The organism is Nocardiopsis ansamitocini (genome assembly GCF_030268225.1).
GTDB lineage: Bacteria > Actinomycetota > Actinomycetes > Streptosporangiales > Streptosporangiaceae > Nocardiopsis_D > Nocardiopsis_D ansamitocini.
Window position 1 is genome coordinate 491,091 of record NZ_BSQG01000003.1, and the last position, 24,538, is coordinate 515,628.

Annotated in this window: 23 protein-coding genes and 4 tRNA genes; 10 read left to right on the forward strand and 17 right to left on the reverse strand. The window is 68.3% G+C overall.

Annotated elements, in window-relative coordinates; all coding sequences use genetic code 11:
* Positions 1-61 precede the first annotated feature (61 nt).
* A complete protein-coding gene (locus tag QSJ59_RS11900; protein WP_285759427.1) occupies positions 62-2,197 on the forward strand; it encodes a RecQ family ATP-dependent DNA helicase in 2,136 nt (711 codons plus the stop codon).
* Positions 2,198-2,296: 99 nt separating this feature from the next.
* On the opposite strand, the gene QSJ59_RS11905 is transcribed toward QSJ59_RS11900, so the two are convergent.
* Positions 2,297-3,184 (reverse strand): carbohydrate kinase family protein, encoded by an 888-nt coding sequence (locus tag QSJ59_RS11905; protein ID WP_285759567.1) that lies wholly within the window; start codon positions 3,182-3,184, stop codon positions 2,297-2,299.
* Between the two features lie 228 nt (positions 3,185-3,412).
* Between QSJ59_RS11905 and QSJ59_RS11910 the strand changes: the two genes are divergently transcribed.
* The 6 genes from QSJ59_RS11910 (at position 3,413) to QSJ59_RS11935 (ending at position 10,337) form a co-directional block, all read left to right on the forward strand.
* A complete protein-coding gene (locus QSJ59_RS11910) occupies positions 3,413-6,133 on the forward strand; it encodes a bifunctional acetate--CoA ligase family protein/GNAT family N-acetyltransferase (protein WP_285759428.1) in 2,721 nt (906 codons plus the stop codon).
* 346 nt (positions 6,134-6,479) lie between these two features.
* On the forward strand, positions 6,480-7,073 hold the full coding sequence (locus QSJ59_RS11915) for a DUF5998 family protein (RefSeq protein ID WP_285759430.1): 594 nt from the start codon (positions 6,480-6,482) through the stop codon (positions 7,071-7,073).
* 19 nt (positions 7,074-7,092) lie between these two features.
* On the forward strand, positions 7,093-8,226 hold the full coding sequence (locus tag QSJ59_RS11920; RefSeq protein ID WP_285759432.1) for an alkaline phosphatase family protein: 1,134 nt from the start codon (positions 7,093-7,095) through the stop codon (positions 8,224-8,226).
* Positions 8,227-8,236: 10 nt separating this feature from the next.
* Positions 8,237-8,701 carry a peroxiredoxin gene (locus QSJ59_RS11925; RefSeq protein WP_285759434.1) on the forward strand — a complete coding sequence of 155 codons (465 nt, stop codon included), beginning with the start codon at positions 8,237-8,239 and terminating at the stop codon, positions 8,699-8,701.
* Positions 8,702-8,830: 129 nt separating this feature from the next.
* Entirely contained in the window at positions 8,831-9,619 is a 789-nt protein-coding gene (locus QSJ59_RS11930; RefSeq protein WP_285759436.1) for an enoyl-CoA hydratase-related protein, read from the forward strand.
* Between the two features lie 64 nt (positions 9,620-9,683).
* Entirely contained in the window at positions 9,684-10,337 is a 654-nt protein-coding gene (locus tag QSJ59_RS11935) for an MBL fold metallo-hydrolase (RefSeq protein WP_285759437.1), read from the forward strand.
* 52 nt (positions 10,338-10,389) lie between these two features.
* On the opposite strand, the gene QSJ59_RS11940 is transcribed toward QSJ59_RS11935, so the two are convergent.
* From QSJ59_RS11940 to QSJ59_RS11955, 4 genes are all read right to left on the reverse strand, one after another.
* Positions 10,390-10,791 (reverse strand): DUF5709 domain-containing protein, encoded by a 402-nt coding sequence (locus QSJ59_RS11940; RefSeq protein ID WP_285759438.1) that lies wholly within the window; start codon positions 10,789-10,791, stop codon positions 10,390-10,392.
* Positions 10,792-10,842: 51 nt separating this feature from the next.
* The gene (locus tag QSJ59_RS11945) at positions 10,843-13,200 is read right to left on the reverse strand and encodes a CHAT domain-containing protein (protein ID WP_285759440.1); all 2,358 of its coding nucleotides are present in this window, start codon (positions 13,198-13,200) and stop codon (positions 10,843-10,845) included.
* Positions 13,201-13,329: 129 nt separating this feature from the next.
* A complete protein-coding gene (locus QSJ59_RS11950) occupies positions 13,330-13,782 on the reverse strand; it encodes a hypothetical protein (RefSeq protein WP_285759442.1) in 453 nt (150 codons plus the stop codon).
* Entirely contained in the window at positions 13,779-14,345 is a 567-nt protein-coding gene (locus tag QSJ59_RS11955; protein WP_285759444.1) for an RNA polymerase sigma factor, read from the reverse strand. The genes QSJ59_RS11950 and QSJ59_RS11955 overlap by 4 nt, the downstream gene beginning before the upstream one ends.
* Before the next feature lie 219 nt (positions 14,346-14,564).
* Here QSJ59_RS11955 and QSJ59_RS11960 point away from each other — a divergent pair, with 219 nt between their 5' ends.
* On the forward strand, positions 14,565-15,059 hold the full coding sequence (locus QSJ59_RS11960) for a DUF3145 domain-containing protein (RefSeq protein ID WP_285759445.1): 495 nt from the start codon (positions 14,565-14,567) through the stop codon (positions 15,057-15,059).
* A gap of 8 nt (positions 15,060-15,067) precedes the next feature.
* On the opposite strand, the gene QSJ59_RS11965 is transcribed toward QSJ59_RS11960, so the two are convergent.
* The 9 genes from QSJ59_RS11965 to QSJ59_RS12005 form a co-directional block, all read right to left on the reverse strand.
* Complete coding sequence (locus QSJ59_RS11965) at positions 15,068-15,586, reverse strand: DUF1707 SHOCT-like domain-containing protein (RefSeq protein ID WP_285759446.1); 519 nt, start codon at positions 15,584-15,586, stop codon at positions 15,068-15,070.
* 47 nt (positions 15,587-15,633) lie between these two features.
* Positions 15,634-16,068: a DUF1707 SHOCT-like domain-containing protein gene (locus QSJ59_RS11970; RefSeq protein WP_285759447.1), complete on the reverse strand. Its 435-nt coding sequence runs from the start codon at positions 16,066-16,068 to the stop codon at positions 15,634-15,636.
* Positions 16,017-16,508, reverse strand: a complete 492-nt coding sequence (locus QSJ59_RS11975; RefSeq protein ID WP_285759448.1) for a hypothetical protein — start codon at positions 16,506-16,508, stop codon at positions 16,017-16,019. The genes QSJ59_RS11970 and QSJ59_RS11975 overlap by 52 nt, the downstream gene beginning before the upstream one ends.
* Before the next feature lie 849 nt (positions 16,509-17,357).
* Positions 17,358-17,978: an HAD family hydrolase gene (locus QSJ59_RS11980; protein ID WP_285759449.1), complete on the reverse strand. Its 621-nt coding sequence runs from the start codon at positions 17,976-17,978 to the stop codon at positions 17,358-17,360.
* A gap of 129 nt (positions 17,979-18,107) precedes the next feature.
* Positions 18,108-18,644: a YbhB/YbcL family Raf kinase inhibitor-like protein gene (locus QSJ59_RS11985; RefSeq protein ID WP_285759450.1), complete on the reverse strand. Its 537-nt coding sequence runs from the start codon at positions 18,642-18,644 to the stop codon at positions 18,108-18,110.
* 722 nt (positions 18,645-19,366) lie between these two features.
* Positions 19,367-19,441: transfer RNA gene (locus tag QSJ59_RS11990), tRNA-Val, on the reverse strand.
* 22 nt (positions 19,442-19,463) lie between these two features.
* Positions 19,464-19,535, reverse strand: a tRNA-Gly gene (locus QSJ59_RS11995).
* 28 nt (positions 19,536-19,563) lie between these two features.
* A tRNA-Gly gene (locus tag QSJ59_RS12000) sits at positions 19,564-19,635 on the reverse strand.
* 211 nt (positions 19,636-19,846) lie between these two features.
* Positions 19,847-20,278: a roadblock/LC7 domain-containing protein gene (locus QSJ59_RS12005; RefSeq protein ID WP_285759452.1), complete on the reverse strand. Its 432-nt coding sequence runs from the start codon at positions 20,276-20,278 to the stop codon at positions 19,847-19,849.
* Between the two features lie 374 nt (positions 20,279-20,652).
* Between QSJ59_RS12005 and QSJ59_RS12010 the strand changes: the two genes are divergently transcribed.
* A complete protein-coding gene (locus QSJ59_RS12010; RefSeq protein ID WP_285759453.1) occupies positions 20,653-21,495 on the forward strand; it encodes an aminotransferase class IV in 843 nt (280 codons plus the stop codon).
* A gap of 211 nt (positions 21,496-21,706) precedes the next feature.
* On the opposite strand, the gene QSJ59_RS12015 is transcribed toward QSJ59_RS12010, so the two are convergent.
* Positions 21,707-22,126 carry an SsgA family sporulation/cell division regulator gene (locus tag QSJ59_RS12015; RefSeq protein ID WP_285759454.1) on the reverse strand — a complete coding sequence of 140 codons (420 nt, stop codon included), beginning with the start codon at positions 22,124-22,126 and terminating at the stop codon, positions 21,707-21,709.
* A gap of 433 nt (positions 22,127-22,559) precedes the next feature.
* Here QSJ59_RS12015 and QSJ59_RS12020 point away from each other — a divergent pair.
* Positions 22,560-22,633, forward strand: a tRNA-Val gene (locus tag QSJ59_RS12020).
* Between the two features lie 88 nt (positions 22,634-22,721).
* On the opposite strand, the gene QSJ59_RS12025 is transcribed toward QSJ59_RS12020, so the two are convergent.
* Together QSJ59_RS12025 and QSJ59_RS12030 are read right to left on the reverse strand one after the other, a co-directional pair.
* Positions 22,722-23,099: a PGPGW domain-containing protein gene (locus QSJ59_RS12025; RefSeq protein ID WP_349497202.1), complete on the reverse strand. Its 378-nt coding sequence runs from the start codon at positions 23,097-23,099 to the stop codon at positions 22,722-22,724.
* Positions 23,100-23,172: 73 nt separating this feature from the next.
* The gene (locus QSJ59_RS12030; protein WP_285759456.1) at positions 23,173-24,354 is read right to left on the reverse strand and encodes an FAD-dependent monooxygenase; all 1,182 of its coding nucleotides are present in this window, start codon (positions 24,352-24,354) and stop codon (positions 23,173-23,175) included.
* Positions 24,355-24,538: the final 184 nt, after the last annotated feature.

A 24,538-nucleotide genomic window follows, 5' to 3' on the forward strand; every position in this document is an offset into this window, starting at 1 on the left:
GGCCCCGGCCGGCACGCGGCAAGCACGCACGATGGTCGCGGGGGTCTGATAGCAAGGGGGCATGGCCACTCCAGCGTCCCCAGAAACCGATCTCGACATGCGCGAAGCGGCAGAGACCCACCTGCGCGCCCTGGCAGGTGAAGCCGCTCGGCTGCGCGAGGACCAGTGGCGGGCCATCCACGCCCTGGTCGCCGAGCGGCGTCGCGCCCTGGTCGTACAGCGCACCGGCTGGGGCAAGTCGGCCGTCTACTTCGTGGCCACTGCGCTGCGCCGGGCAGAGGGCGCCGGTCCCACCGTCATCATCTCTCCGCTACTGGCCCTGATGCGCAACCAGATCGCCGCAGCCGAACGCGCCGGAATCCGGGCGCGCACGATCAACAGCGCCAACATCGACGCCTGGGAGCAGACCTACGCCGACATCGCCGCAGGTGAAGTCGATGTTCTCCTGGTCAGTCCAGAACGCCTCAACAACCCCGACTTCCGCGATCGTGTCCTGCCCGAGCTCGCTGCCGGAGCCGGACTCGTCGTCATCGACGAGGCGCACTGCGTCTCCGACTGGGGCCACGACTTCCGTCCCGACTACCGGCGCATCCGCACCCTGCTCGGTGAGCTTCCCGCGGGCATTCCCGTCTTGGCCACCACTGCCACCGCCAACGAGCGGGTCACCCGCGACGTCGCCGAACAGTTGGAGACCGGGGACGGTGCCGCCACCCTCGTGCTGCGCGGCGGTCTCGACCGCGAGAGCCTCCACCTGGCCGTGGTGAACCTGCCCGACAGCACCGCACGGCTCAGCTGGCTGGCGCAGAACCTCGGCGAGTTCGAAGGTTCCGGCATCATCTACACCCTCACCGTCGCCGCTGCCACCGAGACCGCCGAGTTCCTCGCCGCACGCGGTTACGACGTCCGCTCCTACAGCGGCCAGACCGATATCGAGGACCGTCGCCGCGCCGAGGACGACCTTCTCGCGAACCGGACCAAGGCATTGGTGGCCACCAGCGCGCTGGGAATGGGCTTCGACAAGCCCGACCTCGGCTTTGTCGTGCACTTGGGCGCTCCGCAGTCGCCCATCTCCTACTACCAGCAGGTCGGGCGTGCCGGCCGAGGCGTGCACCGTGCCGAGGTCGTCCTCTTGCCCGGCCGCGAGGACCGCGAGATCTGGGCCTACTTCGCCAGCATGGCGTTTCCCCCAGAACCCACTGTGCGCCGCACCCTGGACGCCCTGGGCGCAGCGGAGGGACCGACCTCGCTGCCGAGGCTGGAGGCCCAGGTCGATCTCGGTCGCAGCCGTCTGGAACAGATGCTCAAGGTCCTCGACGTGGACGGCGCCGTGCGTCGGGTGCGCGGCGGCTGGACCGCCACCGGTCAGCCCTGGAGCTATGACGCCCAGCGCTACGCCGCAGTGACCGCCGCCCGTGAGGCCGAGCAGCGCGCCATGCTCGACTACATCGACGCACCCGGTTGCCGAATGGAATTCCTGCGCCGTCAGCTCGACGACCCCGATGCCCGGTCGTGCGGCCGGTGCGACAACTGCACCGGCCGCCGCTGGGCGGCCGACGTCGACGCCCACCAACGAGAGGCCGCCGCCGAGCATCTCAACCGTCCTGGCGTCGCGGTCCAGCCCCGCAAGCAGTGGCCCACGGGGATGACCGCGCTGGGGGTCACGGCCTCCGGCGCCATCGCTGCGTCCCGGCGCGCCGAGGAGGGGCGCTCCCTCGCCCGTCTCACCGACATCGGGTGGGGCACCGCCTTGCGCAGGCTGCTGGCCGAGGACGGCCCCGACGCCCCGGTGAGCGAAGAGGTCTTCCACGGGGTGGTGCGGGTCCTGGCCGCCTGGGGATGGGAGCATCGCCCGGTCGGAGTCGTGGCGATGCCCTCGCTGCGCCGTCCGACGATGGTCACCGATCTGGCCCGCCGCCTCTGCGAGGTCGGCCGGCTCGCTCCGGTCGGACTGATCGGCTACGCGCGGCCGACGGGGACCGGTCCACGCCGCCACAACAGTGCGCAGCGCCTTGCCTCGCTGTGGGACGCCTTCACCCTCGACGACGAGCTGCGCGCCGGTCTGGCCGGACTGGAGGGGCCGGTGCTGCTGGTCGACGACTACACCGACACCGGGTGGACCTTGACGGTTGCCGCCAGCCTGCTGCGCGAGGCGGGAGCACCGGGTGTACTGCCCCTGACCCTCGCCAGCCGCGCCTGAGCCCCCGACAGGACACCCGCCCTGCGGGTGGGCCACGACGGACCGAACCCGTAGTGGACCCACTCGCACAGCGGGTGGAGGAAACGCGCAGGACCGAGGTCAGCCCAGATCGGGGCGCGCGCCGGGCTGGTGCAGGGCGCGCGCGGCCAGACGCTGGGCGCTGATCAGGGCGTCCTTGGGGTGCTTGCCCGAGAGCCACGGGGGAAGGAAGCCCGCGACGAAGGCGTCACCCGCACCGATCGAGCCGGGGGAGGGCTCCACCGGCTCGGCGGGAACCCTGATGGTGCCTTCACGTGCCTTGGAGGCCCACAGCGCGCCCTCGTCGCCGAGCTTGATGACGATGTTGGGGAACCAGGCGGTGAGAACCTTGGCGGCAGCGTCAGGATCATCGCGCCCGGTCAGTACCGCCGCCTGCTCCTTGTTGGCGAACAGCAGCCGCGCGCCGCTGGTCCAGTCCAGGAAGGCCTCGGCCCCGGCGCGCTCCAGGGGTGCGTGCGAGCCGCCGTCCACCGAGATGGACATGCCGTTCTCCCGGGCGAAGCGCAGCGCGACCCGTGCGGCCCGCCGCGAGCCCTCGTTGATCAGCGTGTAACCGGAGACGTGCAGGTGGCCGTCGGGACCGAACACGTCGCGCGGAAGGTCCTCGGGCTGAAGGGCGGCATTGGCGCCGGGATCGCTGAGCATCGTCCGGTCGCCACGATGCGTGATCATGACCACACATGTCCCGGTTGCGCGCTCGGGGTCCATGACCATCCGGGCGTCGATGCCGTAGCCCATGAGTTCCATCTCACGGGTGCGCCCGGCGATGTCCGCGCCGCGCCGCCCGATAAGGGCGGTCTCGGTCCCTTCCAGCGCCAGCCATGCGGCGACATTGGCGGCGGAACCGCCGCCGTACATGATCACCGAAGCGGGGGTGTCACTGCCACGGGCCAACGGATGGAAGGCCCGTGCGACGGCGTCGGTCATGAGATCACCGACTACGACCACTCGCGTCATAAGACGTCACTTCCTTGCCCGACCGCGGAGCGTGCGGGACCCTGATAACCGCACGCGCCCTGAGACGTTAACAGGTCCAGGGACCCGTGCGGGTAACGAACTGACAGATGTGGAACGCTCCGCACCACACCGGATTTGGTCCGTTCAAAGGAGGACCAACGGACGTTTCGTTGGCAACGATGCCCCACGGTCCGAGCAATCTCGTTTAGGCTCAAAACCGTGCAGTCATACCCGAAACACTGGGAAGCCGACGTCGTCCTCACCGACGGCGGTACCGCGCATCTACGGCCGATCGCCCCGGACGACGCAGATCTACTCCAGGAGTTCCACTCCAGACTGTCGCCGGAGACCATCTACTACCGGTTCTTCGCGCCCTATCCGAAGCTGTCGTCGCGTGACGTGACCCGTTTCACCACGGTGGACTACGAGGACCGCGTCGCCCTCATCGCGACGATCGGCGAGTCCATGGTTGCGGTTGTGCGTTACGACAAGGTCGGCGGCGACGAGGCCGAGGTCGCCTTCGTGGTGGAAGACGCCCACCAGGGCAGGGGCCTTGCCTCGGTGCTGCTCGAGCACATCGGCGCTGCGGCCCGCGAGCGCGGGGTCCGGCGTTTCATCGCCGACGTCCTGCCGGAGAACCGGCGCATGATCAACGTTTTCCGTGAGGCCGGCTACACCGCTCAGCAAACCTTCGACGAGGGGGTCATCCGACTCACCCTCGACCTCGAGCCCACAGACGATTCCCGCGAGGTGATGCGCGCCCGCGAGCAGCGTGCCGAGTCGCGGTCCATCGCCAGGCTGCTCTTCCCGGAGTCGGTGGCCGTCATCGGCGCCAGCCGCACCGCCCACACCATCGGCCAGACCGCACTGCGCAACCTCATCGCCGGAGACTTCCAGGGACCCGTCTTCCCGGTACACCCCGAAGCCAAGGCGGTGGCGGGGGTGCGCGCCTACCCCAGCGTGCTGGACATCCCCGATCCCGTGGACCTCGCCGTTGTCGCGGTGCGCGCCGACATGGTCGCCGATGTCGTGGAGGAGTGCGCGCGCAAGGGGGTGCACGGCCTGGTCGTGGTCAGTTCGGGGTTCGGTGAGGCAGGCCCCGAGGGGCGCGGCCGCCAGGAGGCACTGGTCCTTACCGCGCGCGCGGCCGGAATGCGGGTCGTGGGCCCCAACTGCCTGGGCATCGCCAATACCGATCCGGCCGTCTCGCTCAACGCCACCCTCTCGCCCGACGTCCCACCGCGCGGCAGGATCGGTTTCTTCTCGCAGTCGGGTGCGCTGGGCCGCGCCATCCTGCAACGTGTCGCCCAGCGGGGAATGGGGCTGTCCACCTTCGTCTCCGCGGGCAACCGCGCGGACGTCTCGGGCAACGACCTCATCCAGTACTGGGAGGAGGACCCCAAGACCGAGGTGGTCCTGCAGTACCTGGAGTCCCTGGGCAACCCGCGCAAGTTCACCCGGTTGGCGCGCCGGCTGGCCCAGCACAAGCCGTTGGTCGTGGTCCGGACCGGAGGCTCCGCACGAGGCGTCCCCATGGGCCACGCCGCCGACGCCCTCACCCTGCCCGACTACGCGGTGAGCTCCCTGTTCCAACAGGCCGGACTGGTCCGGGTCGACGACATCACGCAGATGTTCGACGTCGCGCAGATTTTTGCCTACCAGCCGATGCCCAGGGGACCAAGGGTCGGCATCATCGGCAACTCCGACTCCCTGGAACTACTGGTCAAGGACGCCTGCCTACGAGCCGGCCTGCGCCCGCACGAGCCGGTCGACCTCGGCCCCAAGGCCACGGCCCAGGACTTCGCCGATGCCCTCGACACCGCACTGGCCGACGACTCCGTGCACTCGGTCGTCGTGGTCTTCATCCCGGCACTCGCCCCCATCTCCGGTGACGTCGCCGAGGTCCTGCGGGAGCGGTCCGAAACCGCCGTCAAGCCGATCCTCACCAATTACCTGGGCTACCAGGGACTGCCCGAGGAACTGCGCCAGGTCGGGCCGGACGGGGAGACACTGCGCGGTTCGGTGCCCTCCTACCCCGCACCCGAGGATGCGGTGCGCGCGCTGGAGCACGTGACCCGGCACGCCATGTGGCGTGAGCGCGACCCCGGCCGGCATCCCGAGATCGGTGGGATCGACCGGGCACAGGCGCGCGGCCTCATCAAGGCCGCACTTGGACAGGCCCAGGCAGAAGGGGTCCCCGAGCACTCGGTCTGGTTCACCAGCGAGCCGGTGCACAACGAGGAGTCGGCCGTGCCGGCCGAGACCGCGCGCCGCCTGTTGGGCTGCTACGGGATCGACGTCTGGCCCGACGTCCCGGTGGCCTCCGAGAAGGAGGCGGTGGCCGCGGCAGAGGAACTGGGGTATCCGGTCGTGGTCAAGGCCAACGCCCCGGACATGCGGCTGCGTGCCGGCGGCCGGGGGATCCGGGTCGAGCTCAACTCAGCGGACGAGGTCCGCCACGCCTACGCCACGTTGGACGAACGTCTGGGCGCCGAGGCGATGCTGGTGGTCCAGTGCATGGCGGTCCCCGGCGTTCCCACGGTCATCAGGGCGGGCGAGAACCCCTCGTTCGGCCCGGTTGTCGCCTTCGGCCTGGCCGACGTCACCGCCGAGCTCCTCGACGACCGCGCTTACCGGCTCGCCCCGCTCACCGACGCCGACGCAGCCGATCTGGTTCGAGCGGTGCGTTCCTCGCCGCTGCTCTTCGGTCTGCCCGCCGGCGCTTCCTCGCTTGCGGACCAGCCCGACGTCGAAGCGCTGGAAGAGATCCTGATCCGGGTCTCGCGGCTGGTGGACGCCGTCCCCGAGGTGGCCCACGTGGATCTCGACCCGGTCATCGTCAATTCCACCGGCGCACACGTCCTGGGGGCCCGGGTCTGGTTGCGGCAAGCCCCGGACCTGCGGCCGGACGCGGGGCCCAGACGACTACGGGTGCCCTGACAGCACAGAAACCGGGCCGGGCCCCGGTGTAGGGGGCCGGCCCGGTCGGCCTCGGCACGGTCCGCTCTGCTGCTAGACCGGCTCGGGCTGGGGTTCCGGCCCCGGCTCGGGAATCGGCGGTTGGGGCGGTGCGGGGCTGGGCGCGGGCGGTTCGGGTGGATTCGGGCCCGGTACCGGGGGTTGGGGAGTCGGAAACGGTTGACCCGGGGTCGGCGGCGCTGGGACCGGCGGAATCGTGGCATCCATGACCACACCATTCCCGTCCCTTACCGCACTACACATCCGGCACGGCCGGTAGCGCCGGGCGCGGGTGCGTGCGGTCACCCGGAGGGGGCAGGATGGACACATGAGGAAAACGCGTGCCGTGTCCACCGATTGGCGCTTCGAGATCGAACGCAGCGGGTACTACCCGGGTCTTGTCGCCGACGCGGTGGCCACCACTCTCGGAACGGAGGCCGCCGAGGCGGCAGTCGTGCACCATGAGGCCACCTTTGATCCAGGGATGGAGGTACGCCGCCACATCACCGTGCTGGTACTCACCCGGACCCGCCTCATCGTCTGCCATACCGACGAGCACCCGCCGGTGGCCCCGGACGACCGTCCGCACGCCTCCACCACCACCGACGCGATCAAGATCGACAACATCCAGTCGGTGGCGCTCACCAGGGTCGTGCCCGACCCCGCAGCCTATTCGCCAGGCACCCCGCCCAGTGAGGTGGTGCTCAGCATCAGCCTCGCGGTGAACTGGGGCGCTATCGCCCACATCGACCTTGAGCCGGCCTCCTGCGCCGATGAATCCTGCGAGCTGGACCACGGCTACACCGGTGCGATCACGGCCGAGCCCCTCACGCTGAGGGTCAGTCAGGCCGCCGACGGCACCGAGGCCGTGACGAACCTGCTCAACTTCGCCCAGGCACTGGCCGAAGCCACCGCACAGTAGATCGGCAGGGGAGCCGGAAATGGCCATTGCCACGGGTGGGTTCGACAGTCCTCGCTACGGCGCTGCTTCACTGGCCGACCTGGCTCCCTCCGTGCTGGCCTCGCTCGGCGTACCCCGGGAGACCAACAGGCTCGGCCTGGGGCCCGCCCAGCGGGCCTGCGTCCTCCTCGTCGACGGGCTGGGGTGGGAGGCGCTACTGGCCAACGCCGTGCACGCACCCTTTCTGTCCTCCCTCGCGGGCAGCGACTCCCCTTTCACGGCTGGATTTCCCACGACCACGGCGACCAGTCTGACCTCGTTGGGGACCGGGGCCCCTCCCGGCAGCCACGGAGTGTTCGGCTATCAGGTCGCCGTTCCGGGGGAGGACCGGATCCTCAACTCGCTGCGTTGGTCCCCCGACATCGATCCAGAGGCGTGGCAGCCGCACCGCACGATCTACGAACGTGCCCGGGCGGCCGGAGTGGCGACCGCCTACGTTGCGTCGGGAGCCTTCGAGGGAGGCGGTTTCACCCGTGCCTCCGCCCGTGGAGCGCAGTACCGCCCCGCTGAGGACATCGACGAATTGGCGGCCGAGGCCGAGGCCGCCCTCAGGGAGTGCGGTTACGTCTTCGTCTACCACTCCGTCCTGGACACCATCGGCCACGTGGCCGGAGTGGACTCCGACCGCTGGCGGGAGCACCTGAGCCGGGTGGACCGGCTCGCTGAGCGGTTGGCCACCGCGCTTCCCCCCGGCGGCGCCCTCTACGTCACCGCCGACCACGGCATGGTCGACGTCGCGGTCGAGGACCGGGTGGACGTCGAGGAACCCGCCGAACTGTCGACCGGTGTCCGTGTGCTGGCAGGCGAGCCGCGGATGCGCCAGATCTACACGAGGCCGGGCGCCGAGGCCGATGTCCTCGCTGCCTGGACCGAGTGGCTTGCCGATCGCGCCACTGTCCTGCCCCGGGCCGATGCTGTTCGTCGCGGGTGGTTCGGCCAGGTGGACGCAGCACTGCTGCCGCGCATCGGTGACGTGCTCGCCCTCGCCCATGGCTCGACCGCCCTCATCGCCCCCACAGCCGAACCCGCCGGGTCCGCCCTGCTCGGCCAGCACGGCTCGCTGACGACCGCTGAGCTCTACGTTCCTTTGCTGCGTGTCGATCCGCTCGCGTAGGGTTGCCGTTGTGAACAAAGGCGAGCAGGCACCGGACTTCGACCTTCCCGACCAGCACGGCACCAGGCGCAAGCTGAGTGATTTCCTCGCGCAGGGACCACTCGTGCTCTTCTTCTATCCGATAGCCCTGAGCTCGGGGTGCACCGCGGAGAGCTGTCACTTCCGTGATCTCGGAGCAGAGTTCGCCGAGCTCGGCGCGCAACGCGCGGGAATCAGCAACGACACTGTGGAACGCCAGCTCGAATTCGACAAGACCAACGCGTTCGGCTATCCGCTGTTGTCCGACGAGGACGGCGCCGTCGCGACCGCCTTCGGAGTGCGGCGCACCGGCCTGCTCGCCGGTCTGTCGCCGACCCGCCGTCAGACCTTCGTCATCGACACCGACCGCACGATCCTGGACGTCGTCAAGTCCGAGGTGCGGATGCAGGCACACGCCGAAGGGGCGCTCAAAGCTCTGCGCGCCCGTACCGCCTGACCTGAGAACGCAGCTTCCGCAGGTCGGGCGAAGGGGGAGTCGGCGGAGCGGCCCCGCCCCGCCGGCTGCCGGCGGCTTCGGGCAGGATCGGTGGTGCCCGCGACAACACGGTCACAAGGACGGTAGACGATGCCAGAACCCGAAGAACACCTGGTGTTGAGCTCGGTCGAGCGGGGGGTGTGCACCCTCACCCTCAACTCTCCGCGCAACCGCAACGCGCTTTCCGCCCGGCTGCGTACCGAGCTTGCCGCAGGGCTGACCGAAGCGATCGCCGACGATGACGTCCGCGCCGTCGTCCTGACCGGGGCGGGCCCAGCTTTCTGCGCCGGGGCCGATCTCAAGGAGGTCGCCGCCCACCAGGCCGGGCAGCCTGTCACCGACCCGCACGCCCCGGGGATGGCCGAACTCTTCTCCGCGATCATGGACGCCCCCAAACCGGTCATGGCCGTGCTCAACGGCCCGGCGCGTGCCGGTGGCCTCGGCCTCGTCGCCGCTGCCGACATCGCCATCGCCCCAGACACCACCACCTTCGCCTTCACCGAGGTTCGTATCGGCGTCGTCCCCGCCATCATCTCCGTCCCGGTCGCGCGTCGGATGGACGACCGGCGCATGACCCGCTACTTTCTCACCGGAGAGACCTTCGACGCGGCCACCGCAGCGGAGTCCGGACTGATCACCACGGCGGTGGCACCCGATCGTCTCGACGAGGTCGTCGGCTCGGTCCTGAACGGCCTGCGAACCGGCGCTCCGCGCGCGCTGGCCCGCACCAAGACGCTGCTCGGCGCGAACGGCTACCCGGAGCGCAAGAACGCCTTCGCCGAGATGGACGAGTTGTCCGCTGCCTTCTTCGCCAGCTCGGACGCGGCCGAAGGCCGTGCTTCTTTCCTGGAGAAACGCCCGCCCCACTGGGCGCTGTGACCGATGGCCGGGCGAATGCTCCCGCAGCTTGGGTCATCGCCCGGCCATTCGGCACAATGATGCGGTGACTTACTCCGGAGACACGCGAGTCGGCGGACCCGCTGACGTACGCGAACTGCCCGCACTGACCATCAGCAAGCTCGCGGTCGGCCCGATGGACAACAACGCCTACCTGCTGCGATGCGCCCGTACCGGTGAAGGGGTGCTCATCGACGCGGCGAACGAGGCAGACCGGCTCCTGGAACTCATCGGGAGCAAGGGGCTCGCCAGAGCCGTCACCACGCACCGCCATGGTGACCACTGGCAGGGACTGGCCGAAGTCGTGGGAGCGACCGGTGCGCGTACCGTCGCCCACCCCGACGATGCCGCGGAACTGCCCGTTTCGGTCGACGAGCCGGTGGTCCACGGAGCACAGGTACCGGTCGGAGAGTGCGTCCTCTCCGTCATCCACCTGCGCGGCCACACACCCGGCTCCATCGCGCTGCGCTACGACGACCCCGAGGGCGGTTCCCACCTGTTCACCGGGGACAGTCTGTTCCCCGGCGGGGTCGGCAAGACCTGGAACGAGACGGACTTCCGTTCGCTCCTCGCCGACGTCGAGGAGCGGGTCTTCGCCGAACTACCCGACGACACCTGGGTCTATCCCGGTCACGGAAAGGACACCACGCTCGGTGCACAGCGTCCGAGCCTCCCAAAGTGGCGGGAGCGCGGCTGGTGACGCTCGCGGCCCCCGGGAGCCGATCCCGGGGGCCGCGTACCATGCGATGCCGTCACAATTCCCGTGGTTCCCCCTCCACACGGACGGCCTCCTCCTCGGCGCTGTAACCCCCGCCGTCCGCACCGTCCTCTTCGGCGATCAGATCGGAGGAGTCGCCCCCGTCGTCCTCGGCGGTGAGGCGCCCCGCAGCAGGGTCGGCGTCCACACCACCCTTCGGATCCAGTCCGTGGCGGTTCCAGACGTCCGGCTCCTCCCGCGCCAGGGCGGTGTCCAACGGCTCGCCTGCTTCCCGCTCCGTCCCAGTGGTGCCGAACTCGTTCATCGCGATCGGCCGCTCGCCGGGAAGCACCGTGTCCTCGGTGCTGTCCTCCAGCGCGGGCAGTCCGGCGTCCTCCCAGTCGGAGTCCTGCGCGTTGATCGGGTCTTCCCTGGGGTCCTCGCGGTTCTCGCTCATGGCGCCCCGCTACCACCGCCGGGCTCGATCATGCGTGTGATCACCGACGACTCAACCGGCCCCGAAACACACGAAACCGCTGCCGGCCAGGTGCGCTGCGACCATCGCCGCCGGTGCGGCGCCCTCGCGCAGGCCCTCGTGAACGCGGCCCATCGCTCCGGCGACCTCACTGTCGCGTACCGGCAGCACACTGGCGATGACGGTGGCGCAGCCCCGGGCCAGCAGAGCAGCCGAGACCCCCAACGGGAGACCCGACGAGGCAGGGGCGCTGCGTCCCACCTCGCACGAGGAGAGCACGGTCAGCAGGGGAGGCCGGGGGAGCCGTTCGAGATCGTAGGCCAGCAGTGGGCCGTCCACCAAGGACAACCCCGCGCACATCGGCGGTTCGGAGGGGGCGAAGCCGTGTGTGCTCAAGTGGGCGAGATCGGCCCGGCCGAGCTCGTGCAGGACCCGTGAGGTCCTGGCCTCGTTCCCGGTCAGTACCCTGGCCCGTCGGTGCAGCCTGCGCAGTCCGCGGACCTCCGCCTCGGCCCCGTTCAACCCCGCGCCGGCCACGAGTAGGACCCGTCGAATGCGACGGGCGCGCTGTCTGTGGAAGCAGCGCGCCCAGGTGCGCGCCGACGGCACGACGCTGACCTGGCGGCCCCGCAGCGCGGGAAGCAACCCCCATGCCACGGCCTGGGTACGCGGCCCCGGCGCGATGACCAGTGGCCGGTCGCCGATCGCGTCAACCACCGGATCGATCAGCAGCGCCGAGAGATCCGCTGCCCGCTCATCGGTCAGCGCAGCTTCCGTGGGCCCGGGCGTCACGGCATCGGTGCGAGCCGAATGGCTCAAGGACGCGGTGACCGCGTCGAGTGCGCCGGTCGACGACAGGGGATGAATGCGGACACACCCGTCGATCAGACTCAGTGCCACACGCTGTCCGGGCAGGTCGGGATAGCACACGAAAGCCCGGTTCCCCAGAACGGCGGCCAGCACCGTGAGGGTGCGCCGTCCCGGACGGCGCGCCCTGGCCGCTCTGCTGTGGCAGCCCGGATGCCACTGGGAGACCGTGAGCTCGCGTTCCAGACGGAGAAGTTCCTCCCGCGCCGGTTCCGATCCCGTCTCGGCGCGCGTACGTGCATTGCGGTAGCGGTCCAGCAGCGCCGCCCACTCACGGTCCCGGCAGCACCGCGCGGGCATCCCGACTTCTCTGGCCTGTTCCACCCACCCCAGTGCGGCCCGGGCGTCACCGACGGAAACGGCAGCAGCGGCCCGCCCCAGAGCCTCGTCGCTCCACAGGCCCCAGGCATGTGCGGTGAGCTCCGTGTGCGCAGAAGGAACCGCCGACGGGGTACTCATCCCGTGGTCGCGCACGGAGTTGCCGTCGCCCGGTGTCGGCAGAGCGTGCGTGCGCGCGGGCCCGACAAACCAGGGAGCCGGCTTTTCGGCTGCGGCGATCCGCTCTGCCTCGCGCGTCCACAGCGATCGCGGGCCGAACCGGGAACGCAGCCACTCGGCCGCCGGGCGCAGGCGTTCCCGATCGCCTCGGGCGGCGTGCAGTCTCATCGTCAGCAGGGCGGCGGTTGCGAGCTCCGCTCCGTGGGAGCGCCGCCAGGAGACAGGGCGCAGAAGGTCCGCCGCGGCGGACCACATGCCCGCGTCCGCCAGCGTGGTCGCGCGATCGACGGCCAGTGCCGTCGGCCTGGGCCCCGGGCCGAGCAGCGGCTCCGCGGCGGTGAACAGCTCCATGGCCTGGGCGGTGTCGTTTCGAGCCGCGGCCAGACATCCCAGGTTCTGGGTCACCGAGCCCCGAAGACGGTCCAGGCCGTGACCTTCGGCCATCGCCAGGGCCCAGGACAGGTCCTCTTCGGCCGCGGCCAGCCGGCCCGAGTGGACCTGGGCAATACCGCGATTGCACAGTAACCCCGGTAGTAATCGGGGGTCCCAGCCGTTCCCGACAGCGTCCAGTGCATCGGAAAAGAAGGCCACCGCCCGGTCGAACCGGCCTTGTTGGCACGCGGCAACACCCGCATTGAGCAGGCGCAGTGCGGTGGTCATGGGCGTCGGCGCGGTGGTCGGTCGAGCCGTCGGCGCCAGGCCGCGCCGGGCCAGCAGGCCGGTTTCGGAGGATCGGGACAGCGCGGCCGCCCGGTGGAGCGCTGCCTCTTCCGCGACCCGTGCCGCGGCGCGCAACCGGCGTGTCGCCTCGGTCGAACGGCCCAACTCGTAGGCGGCCAGGCCGCTGACCCGTAGAGCGGCGGCACGGGCCGCCGGGCTCGGGGCCTCGCCGAGTACGCGGGCGGCGTGACGTTCCGCAGCCTCGGGATCGCGTGCCACGAGGGTGATGGACAGGTCCGTACTACGCCCGATCGCCATACGCTTCGCCTCTTCGTCGCAGGGCACCGACTTGTCGGCAACGGTCACAACCGCCTGCTCTCGGCGCAAGCGGGGGCCATTGCGTCACTCTCAGTGATAGCAGGGGCAAAGGTGCGACGCCGACCATTCCCCGAAACGGGAAGAACCGTGGCCCCGTGGTGACATCGGGCTATCTCCTCAGAGCAGCGTCCACGGCAGGATCATCGGCTGTGCGGTCCCGGTTTGCGGAGTGCAGACCAGACTGACGGGCCCCGGGCCGGGGACCCGCAGGACGAAGGCGCCATCGGGGCCAATCGCATGCTCGGTCCGGAGGTCGGCCCAGCGCAACTCCACCGTGGCCCGGCCGGCCGGATCCAGTTGTCCGCTGAGGTCATGCCCCTCGCCGCGGACCTCCACCAGGATCCGCAGCAGCAGGCCGGGCACGCCGAACGACAACATGCGAGGCCCAGCCGTCCGGCCGATCGGGTGGCGCAGACCGTTCGGCGGGTTCTCCGCGGAATCGCTGATGAGTTCGGCGACCCGGATTCCGGGGCGGCGCATTCGGTAGGCCGCGCGAGCAGCCGCCAGGACTCGCTCGGGGGGACGTTCCCAGGCACGCTCCGGCACGTCGTCTCTTCCCGAGGGGCTCATCCCTGTTCCTCTTCTGCCAACAGCCGCAGCAGCCTGCGTCGTGCCCGACGGCGAATTCGGGTGACATCGCCCTCAGCGATCCCCGTTCGGCGCGCCACCTCGGCCGCGGCCAGTCCCGGGTCGCGCGCGTCGAGCCGGGCTACGTAGCGATCGGGTGGACGGAGACGCTCCAGCGCGGCACGGACCCGATCGGCGCCCTCTTCCAACAGGTGGATCGTCTCGGGGGAGCGGTGATCGGCCACCTCCAGGTCCTGGGGGGCAAACGGTCGGCTCTGAGTAGATCTTTGCAGGTGACGCAAGCATTCGTTGCGAGTCACCACTCGAAGCCAGGCCCCGACCCGGTGGGGCTCGCGCAGCCGGTCCAGATTCTCCGCCAAATTACACAGCACAGTTTGGGTTATGTCCTGTGCATCGTGGAAGGAGAGGGGATGCGTTCGGACGATCATCCAGACCAGTCCTGAGAAACGGTCGAGGAGGGCGCTCCATGCATCCTCGTCGTTGTCGTCCGCGGCGCGCCGGACCAGTTCTCCGACCTCAGTGGCCTCGTGGGTCTGGTCACCCACCGGCACCCCCAGTAAAATCGCACATCCGGTCACGCCTTGAGACAACACGCTAACCGCCGGATGCGCTTGATGCTGGGCGGTCCGTTATTTCTGACGTCAACGGACCTGGTGCCGCTGATGCACATGGGGCACAATAGGACGAGGAGAAGACCCAACGGACATCTCCTCTGGAGAGTACGAGAGCGTCGGGGAAGCGCACTCGTCGTATCAGGAGGTTCGGTGTCCGCACGTGGCGTCTTGTACGTTCACTCCGCGCCTGCGGCGCTGTGCCCACACGTTGAGTGGGCGGTCGCGGGTGTTGTTGGCGTACCTGTAAAACTTGACTGGGAGTCGCAACCAGCGGCCCCGGGAACCTACCGTGCCGAGCTCAACTGGCAGGGGGCCCCAGGGACCTCGGGGGCAGTCGCCTCAGCCCTGAAGGGCTGGCAGCGTCTGCGCTATGAGATCACCGAGGAGGCCACCCCCGGTTGTGACGGGGTGCGCTACAGCTGTACTCCCACACTCGGGTTCTTCTGCGCCGTGACCAGTGCCTCCGGTGAGGTAATGGTTTCCGAAGCGCGGTTGCGCAACGCCATGGAGCGTTCGATCGCCCAAGATCTCGACCTCGTTGAGGAATTGGACAAGCTGACCGGGCGTGCCTGGGACGAGGAGCTGGAACCTTTCCGCTATGCGGGTGACGGCGCCCCCGTTCGCTGGTTGCACGCGGCAGGGTAATCCCTGCCTCAACCAGCCGGTCCCGGACCGCCGTCGATATCGCGGCGCCGGTCCGGGTCGATCTGGTGACGTCCGAGGTCGCCGTTGCGCGGGCGTTTTTTCTCGTAGTCGCCGCTCAGTGCACCTGCGGCGGTGAAGACGAACATGAAACCGATCGGCCATGCCGGCCAGAACGGCTGAAGGCTGCCCGACAGCAGGCTGGTGACCGTCCAGATCCCGGTCAGGATGACCGCGATCGCGGCCAATCCGCGCCACGGTTCTAGCCGTTCGCGCCAGCGTCCCTCGCCGTTTTGCCCACCACCGGGAACCGGGGCCTCCGCCGGCGGCGGAGCAGTTTCGGGGAGGTCCGCGGTCAGTTCGGCCAGTTCCCCCAACGTCTTGGCGCGCATGGTTGCGCTCAGCCGGTCGTCGTACTCGGTCAGGTCCAGGCGCCCCTCGGACAGTGCTCCGGCAAGCCGCTCGGCGATGGCGTCGCGATCGGCGTCGGATGCGCGCATCCGCTTGACGGGCAGGCGTTCTTCGTCCATTCCCGCCCCCTTTCCGTCCTGTAAACCAGGGTATGCGCTCGCCGGGTTCAATGGGGGGAGCCGGAAGCGTCATCGGGCCACACCACCGCAGCCACCAGGATCGCGGCCCAAATACCGAGCGGGACCAGCGGCCAGAAGGGCAGTAGTTCACCGCCGACCACACTGGTCACGCCCCAGATGGTGCCCATGATGATCGCTGCGCCCAGCCACCAGCGCCACTCGTCGACCCAGTTCTTCCAGGCAGAGTTGAGGACCGGTTCCCGGTGGCCGGCGTCGACAAGTGCGCGGTGGGTCGGACCGGTGGGGGCAGGCGGAGCGGGCCGGGGAAGATCGGCGGTCAGCGGCCCCAGGTCCCCCATGAACACCGCCGTCATGGCCAGGGACAATCGACGGTCGTATTCGGTCAGGTCCAGGCGTCCCTCGGTCAGGGCTACCGCGAGACGCTCGGCCACGAGGTCGCGGTCGGTGTCCGAAGCGCGCATGCGTTTTGGGGGCACGCGTTCTTCGTCGTCCACATCCCCACCCCCTTCGCACACCCGATGGGGAGTCCCAGGATACGACGGAGGGCCCCGCGGGACAGCAGGCCCCGAAGCCAGGTCATCCTGCCTTTCGGGTACCGCCCCGCAGTTCCGGGCTGTCGCTGTTCTCCCGTTCGGGCGTCCCGGGCGGGGACGGATCGGCCGCGGTCCGGACGGTGTGCGATGAGCGGTACCAGTACGCCACCGTGGCGGTCGGCCGCGCCGATCAGTCCGGCGTGCTCGAAGGAGCCGGTGCAGCCGAACCGTGCTCCGGCGAGTGTGCGCACCGCGCCGCCTGCCTCGGCCGGCACCAGTTCGGGGCCGTCCGCGGCCAACGCGCGCTGCATGTCCCGGCAGACCTGTTCGATACGCGGATTGCGGCGGGAGACCGCGAACTTGGCCACCCCGTGTTCGAGAACGACCTCCTTTGATCGCGATGGGGACGCGGAGGCTTGGCAGGCCGTCGTGACGACGACGGTCGGTCCTGTCGGATGCTGATGAACGGGCACCGGTGCACCCTTTCCGTCGAACGGTAGGTGCTAATTGCGTGGATCCGGTTCCTGAAGAGCCGGTTGGGTGCAATGGTCCTGGCTTTTTCGTGAGCCTGTTGGACTTATCGCCGGTGTATGGAGTAGTGGCCGATTTTGGATTCCAGGACAACCGAAAGGAGGGGGCGGGCATGGTTTCGGCAATTTTGGAGGGAAGCGTTTTCCAATTCTTGTTTTTCTGGCGAATCCCTTGTGACCTGGGCTATCGTGTCTACTGGTGCCCTAACTAGGTACTTTTGGGGCGGTGGGCAATCGCGGCGCGGCGAATACCCGCCGCCTCGAAAAGTCGCTCGTGGTGAATTGTGGGAAAAAGTCTGGCAATTTGAGATCTGCGGTTGCGTAAGGCGACTTTTCGCGTGGCCCGTATTTTTGGTGGGTCACGGAGCGAGAAAGGGGGCGCCTGAATTTATCCTGGTTCCGACAGTGACAGGAAACTGCACGGTCGACCGTTGCGGGCATGGTCCGCGTGAGTGTCTCGCGGCCTGCTTCCCCGTGGCCGCGGCTCGGTGCGAGCAAGGACTGCCCGATGGCGCCGTCACCGCTTGCCGGTTTCCATCGGTGGACACCGGCATCCTCGGTTCTTGGAGTGCGGGCGCGGTGAGACAGAACCAGCAGGTGGTGAGCAGTGCGTAACGGCCCGTCCGCCCGGAAGGCGGCACCGGGGGAGAAAGCCGAATCACGGCGAACCGGACCACCGGCGCGCAGTCAGTAGGAGACCCCGACCTGGTCGAGGAATTTTTCCAGCCCGGCCCCGTCGGTGTAATGGTGCGCGACAATCCCCAGTTCGGCGGCCGCACGGACGTTCTCCTCCCGGTCGTCGATGAAGGCCGTTTCCTGTGGGCTTGAGCCGAGCGCGTCCAGTGCGTGCTGGTAGATCGCCGGATCGGGTTTGCATACGCCGATGTCACAGCTGAAGAAGACCGCGTCGAAGCCGGACAGTACGGGAGAGTCGCGCAGCGCGCCGGCAAAACCGAGGGCTGCGTTGGAGAGAAGGGCGAGGCGGGTCGACCCCGCGGCCAGGCGGTCGATCAGCGCGATGGTGGAAGGCTCGGGATGCAGCCAACTGGTGAGGTCCGCACGCCATAGGGCCTGAAGCGTCGCCAGATCCCAGTCGGCGCCGGTATGCCGGGCGACGCGGTTCCAGTACTCGTGGCCGCTCAAGCCGGCATCGTAGTCGAGTCGTTCTGCCCAGTACGCAGCCCAGAACCCGACCGGGGGTACGCCGCTCAGCTCCTCCATCCGGGCGAGGTCCGCCGCGGGCTGCGGAGTGCAGATGACGTTGCCGTAGTCGAAAACCACGGTCGTGATGGGTGATGGCGCCGTCACGTTATCCCTCACTTTTTGAATGTTTGAATTGAGTCAATCCAAACATAATTTGTGTGAGATTCCGATTGTGGTGGCACGCGGCATCCGCGAGTCCCCTTGTGAACGGGGGACTCGCGGCGGAGGACGCCGTCAGTCCTGGGTGTAGACCGGCGTGATCGTCGCCCGGGCCAGGGTGTGGAAGAACAGGTTGAACCCGAGGAAAGCCGGGCTCGCCTGGTCGTCGATGCCGAGGCTTTCCACATCGAGGGCGTGCACCACGAAGAAGTAGCGGTGCGGGCCGTGGCCGGCAGGAGGCGCGGCCCCGACGTAGTGCTTGCCGCCGGCGTCGTTGCGCAGGGTCACGGCCTTGGCAGGCAGGCCCGCGCCTCCCTCGTTGCCCGCGCCGGCCGGCAGCCGGGTGGTCGACGCCGGGATGTCCAGGACCGCCCAGTGCCAGAAGCCGCTGGCGGTAGGCGCGTCGGGATCGAAGCAGGTCACCGCGAAGCTCTTGGTTCCCTCGGGGAAACCGCTCCACTCCAGTTGGGGCGAGATGTCTTCCCCGCCTGCGCCCATCATTCCGCTGACCTGTGGTTTCGCAAGGGGCTTGCCATCGACTACGTCATCACTGGTGACGGTGAAATCCGCAACGTCGGGCAGGAAGTCATACGGAGACGGCGGTCGGGTCATGAAAGCCTCCCGGTTGGGTCAGGATTGGTGCTTCGCCTCTCCTACCCAGGTAAAGGTGCCGGAACCGCGCGCCCGAAACGCGCTCCGTATCCGACTGATTACGAGGATTCACTGTGGCGTGTGGACGTCGCGAGCCGTAGTCGGGGAGGGACCGCATGGATCGTGCACAGGGTAAGGCTCAGCGGTCTGCGGATGATCGAGTGCGACCGCGGACCAAGACGGCCCGTTATGCGGCCATGCCTACCGCTGTCGGGTGCGCCCGCCGCGAGGCGGCTGACAGCCTCAGATCGTGGGGGTGGGGAGAACGCGCCGAAGCGGCTGAGCTGCTGGTCTCGGAATTGGTCACCACCGTGGTCAGTGCCACCGGTCCGCACGGGGGGCGCCCGGTTATGCCGAACTCGCCGGCCTGCCCACGGTGATCCTGCAGTTGCGGGTCGTCCCGGGCGTGGTACGGATCTCGGTGTGGGACGGCGACGCCCGCCCGCCGGTGATGCAGGACGTGAGCATGGGGGAGAGGCGGGGTGCACCTGCTCACTGTGATCAGCAGCCGCTGGGGCTACTACCTGCCCGAGAGCGGCGGCAAGGTCGTGTGGTGCGAACTTCTCCTCCCCGGCACGCTCTGACCGCTGGCGGGCCTGTCGGCTTTCGCCGATCGGTCGACCGTCGAGGCAGGGAAGAAAAGAGAAAGCAGGCCAGAGAAAATCTCTGACCTGCCTCTTGGTTGGTGGGCGATACTGGGATTGAACCAGTGACCCCTACCGTGTCAAGGTAGTGCTCTCCCACTGAGCTAATCGCCCAAGTTCCACAACTTGGAAACCGAGCGGACGACGGGATTCGAACCCGCGACCCTCACCTTGGCAAGGTGATGCTCTACCACTGAGCCACGTCCGCGTGGTGCCCTCGGCCCCACGGTGTTACGAGCGGACGACGGGATTCGAACCCGCGACCCTCACCTTGGCAAGGTGATGCTCTACCACTGAGCCACGTCCGCGCGGCGATCTAGTGTCCCCGCCGTGACCGGCCGGGTCTCGCTCGCTGCGTTAGGAACTCTATCGGATTCCAGCGGTCCTACAAACCTGAAACACACGAACCCGGCGGCGGCCCGTTCGCCGGGGGCGGGCGAAGCGGGCGGCTGCTCCGGTGTGGCCGGTCGTCGTGGCTGCCGCCGGGGGTCACGGGCGGCACGCCGTGATCGGGCTGGGTCAGCGTTCGATGCGGGCGGGGGTGGTGGGCATGTCCGGACGTGGGGGAGCGGTCAGGTATTGGCCTACGCGCTGGATGACCATGTTCATCTCGTAGGCGACCATGCCGACGTCGCACTCGGAATCGGCGATGACGGCCAGACAGGCGCCTTCGCCGGCGGCGGCGACGAACAGGAACGCCTTGTCCATTTCGATGATGCTCTGCCTGATGTTGCCAGAGCCGAACTGCCGGCTCGCTCCTCCTGCCAGGCTGTGCAGCCCCGAGGCGATGGCGGACAGGTGCTCGGCGGCGGAACGGTCTAGTTGACTCGACGATGCCATCAACAGTCCATCGGTGGACAGGACGATGGCGTGGTGTGTGCCCTCCGCACGGGTGAGGAGGTCATCGAGCAACCAACTCAGTTCTCCAGGGGCGGTGCTCCGTGAAGTCATGGCTCTCTTGATCTGTGTCGTCATCGGGAGGAAGGACGTGAGAGGGGCCGGATGGATGGTTTTCCGGGCTTTGCGGGAAGAGTGGAAGGCGCCCGCATCCCACAAGTGTTGCCCAGATGATAGTCATTCGTAACGTGGGCGTCCGGTTTTGGTAGGGGTTGCGCAGCCTTCGGCAGATCGTCGTTGATGGAGTGTGTCGCGCAGATTCGTTACGGTACTCCTGCGTTTCGCGCAGGTCCGGGCCCCGGCCGAAGTCGGTCATCCTTGGCTTTTCCCCTTGCCCGCCCCGAAAAGAAACGTGGTGCTTCGGCGGTACACCTGCGGTGGCAGGATCAAGGGAAGGCGTACGACCAAGAGATGGGGGCTGACCAGCGATGAACATCTGGATTGCCGGGGCCGGTTACGGCTCCGGGCAGGTCGTTTCGGCGGATGAGGCACGGATTCCGGCACTGGATCACGGAATCACGGTGGGCGACGGCGTCTTCGAGACCGTGAAGTCCATCGGAGGGCGTCCGTTCGCGCTCACCCGGCACCTGCGACGACTGGCGCGCTCGGCGCGCGGTCTCGGCCTGGGCGAGGTGGACCTCGGCCTGATCTCCGACGGTGTGCGCCGTGCGCTGGACGCCAACCCCGGCACCGATCCCGGTCGCGTCCGCATCACGGTTACCGCGGGCCCGGGGCCACTGGGGTCTGAGCGAAGCGGCGAGGGCCACACGATGATGGTGGCGATCGCCGACTTCCCCGCCCCGGCTGCCACCGTGGACCTCGCGGTCCCGCCCTGGGCCCGCAACGAGAACGGTGCGCTGACCGGGTTGAAGACCACCTCCTACGCGGAGAACGTGCTGGCGTTGGAATACGCGCACGGCCGCGGTGCAGGGGAGGCGCTCTTCGCCAACACCGCGGGAAACCTGTGCGAGGGGACCGGGAGCAACATCTTCGTGGTGAGCGAGGGGCGGTTGATCACCCCGCCGCTGTCGGCGGGACCGCTCGCCGGGATCACGCGCGAACTGGTCCTGGAGTGGTTCGGTGCAGAAGAGGCCGATCTTTCGATGGCGCTGCTGCCCACGGTCACCGAGGCGTTTCTGACGTCGACGGGCCGTGACGTCCAGCCGGTGCGTGCGATCGACGGCCACGTCCTGTCCGAGGCGCCTGGGCCGCTAACTTCCAAGGCGGCGGCGGTCTTCGCCGAGCGGAGTGCCGCAGACCTGGACCCCTGATCCGTGTGGTCGGGGTGCAGTGCGCCCGGCCGCCGTGACGACGAATGCCGCGACTTTGCCAAGTCGCGGCATTTTTTGTCGATCGCCGTACTTGGCGGGTTTGGTGATTTTTGTGTCGGGTAAGCCATCTGACGGGATTCTAGGCATCTGTAATCGATTGAGGCATGCCAAATAGCGCGTCCTCGTTCGAGTTGATCGTCCTGATCCGTCCCTACATGCAGAGGTGCTGCTCGATCTCGGCGTCGAGGTCGACGTAGTCGCCCTCCTGGCCGGCCGGAACAATCTCATAGGTGCGGTGCAGGAATTCCGCCAGCGGCGAGATCGCCGCGTCGAACTGGGCTTCACCGAACGGTGACGACAGCGAGATGTTGATGATGCGCTCGCCCTCGCCTGCTGCGGGCCACACCCGGACGTCACCCTCGCCGACCTCGCGGACAATGCCCACGGTCAGGAGTTCGCGCGCGAAGATCCACTCAACGGGTTCGTCCTCCCCCACGTGGAAGGCGACCTTGATGGCGTAGGGGTCGTCGGCGGTGTAGTCGAGCCGAGCCACCAGGGGGACCGCAGTGCGGTCGGGAACGACGAGCCGCAGGCCGAGCTCGCTGGTGGCAGTGGTGCCGCTGCTGTTCATATGCCAAACCTTTTCTCGTCCGGCCCCGCGCTTCGGGGATCAGTTGCTGTCTCACCCGCTCCAACGCGGTCGATCGATGTCTATGACGCGCAACCGGGGAACTTTTTTTACTGGGCGTTGAGGCGGCGGCGAGCCGGTTCTTCCCACGCCCTTCGTCACTCTAATGAGCTGCGGAAACGAAGAATTTCCGGTTGATCTGTGTGCCACGTCACTCATGTGCGACGTGATCGCCTGGTACGTCCTGGGATGTGGGCTTGCATCGCCCCTAGGTGAGGCAGTTTCACATTTAGCGGAGGTTACCGCTTTGCCAACCGCAGGTAATGTGACCTCGGTCACTCATTGCTGTACTGGGCTTCCACTGCCGAGTGGACCACCCATCCCATCGGATGCGCTAGAGTTTTCCTTGTTCGACCCGCTGGTCGGGGCGAGACGAGGGCGATTAGCTCAGTTGGTTAGAGCGCGTCGTTCACACCGACGAGGTCACTGGTTCGAGTCCAGTATCGCCCACCCGATCATAGAAACGGCCCTGCACTTCTGTGCAGGGCCGTTTCTTTGTCTTCATCGAAGTGAAGCCGCAGTGTGACGGCCTTGCGCGTCAGGATCGGCGCCTGCGCATGCGGCGCGTCTTGATGGCCACCTCGGCGCGTACCCGAGCCATGTGCGCATAGCGCTGCGCGCGTCGGAGCAGGCCGTGGGCCCAGGCGAACTCCGTTGACAGGATCGCCAGCCCCAGGATGATCCCGCCGATCCCCGGACCGGGGGTGACGCACATGACGAGACCGGCCACCACCACGAGCGTGCCGACGACGCCGATGGTGACACGCCAGGTGAGATGGAGTGCCGGATGGGAGCGCATGTGCATCCGCCAGATCCGGACCCGGGTCCGAGCCCGGCGCCAGCGCCGTCTCCTGTCGTGAACAGGGGCCGCCGTCGGGTCCGGCTCGCTGGTACCAGCGGGAGAGCTCGGGGACATGCGGACACACTATGCCGGAGGACAAATATCGGTTAGTTAAAAATCACGTGCCGTTCTGTCTTCAACGGCCAGGTCAGGGGATGGTCGGACTGAGAAGCCGCTCCTCGACCGCGACGTCGTAACCATAGATATCCGGAGCCTTCCGGTTCTCCCGCTTCACCAGGAACTCCGCGCTGGAGGCCCGGGACCGTTCGGCGCTGCGCATCTCCCGGATCAGACTCGTGGACAGCTCCTCGACATAGGCGGCCCGTGCCTGCCGGATCGCCGCGTAACGCTGCAACAAGGATTCGACCGTGCCCAGCGTGGCCGATCGCAGGCAGTGCGCCAGGGCGATCGCGTCCTCGATCGACTGGTTCACGCTCTGGTTGAAGAACGGCATGATCGGGTGCGCGGCGTCGCCGGTGAGTACGACACGGCCTTTGCTCCACTCCGGTACGGGGGCCCGCTCGTGCAGGGCCCAGACCCCGATCCAGTCGGCGGCCGAGATCATGTCCAGGACCTCGCTGCTCCAGCCCGAGAAAGAAGCGCGTAGATCCCCGATGCGGCTCTGCGCGTTCCATGACTCCGGCCGGGCGTGGGAACTGGGGATCGTGGCATTGAAACTGACGGCCCGCCCGGAGTCCACCGGGTAACAGGTGAAGTGTCGGTCCTCGCCCATCCACAGCGCCACCCTAGGGCTGCTGTCCCCGCCCACCCGGAAGGGTACGGACGCCAGGCCGCGGAAGATGCTCAGCCCGGAGAAGGACTGGTGGTCCGGCCACAGGCTCGCCCTCACCACCGAGTGGACGCCGTCCGCAGCCACCACCATGTCGGCGTGCACTTCCCGGCCGTCGGCACAGCGCAGCGTGATGACGTCGCTGCTGTCCAAAACATCGGTCACGTAGTGTCCGGAGCGTACGGTACCGGCAGGAACCGCGGCCAGCAGCGACTGGTGCAGGTCCGAACGCAGCATCGTGTAAAGAGGCGCCCCGAAACGCTCGGTGAAGTCGCGCCCCATGGGCAGGGAACCGAGCAAGGAGCCGTCGCGCCAGTCCAGGACGTCGCGGCTGTTCGGCTGTACCGCCATCCGCTCCAGGGCGTCGCCCAGCCCCAGCCGTAGCAGTAGACGGGTGGCATTGGGGGTGATCTCCATCCCCGCTCCCAGCAGTTGCGGACGCTGGGACTGCTCCAACACCGTCGAGGCGATGCCCTGGCGTGCCAGCGCGGCCGCGAGCGTGAGCCCGGCAATCCCCGCCCCAACGATGACGATGCGCACCTGAAGTACCCCCAATGACGGTTACGCACTATCTCTGCTGCATACCCGTAAGTCGCCGACCTGCACCATCAACAGCGCAGGCAACGTCAGCAGCCGGGGGCCGATAGCATCGACGGGTGGGCGGTGCCCCGCGTTTCCCCGCGGGCTCCGCGCGCTTCACATCGAGCGATCCCTGAGGAGTCAC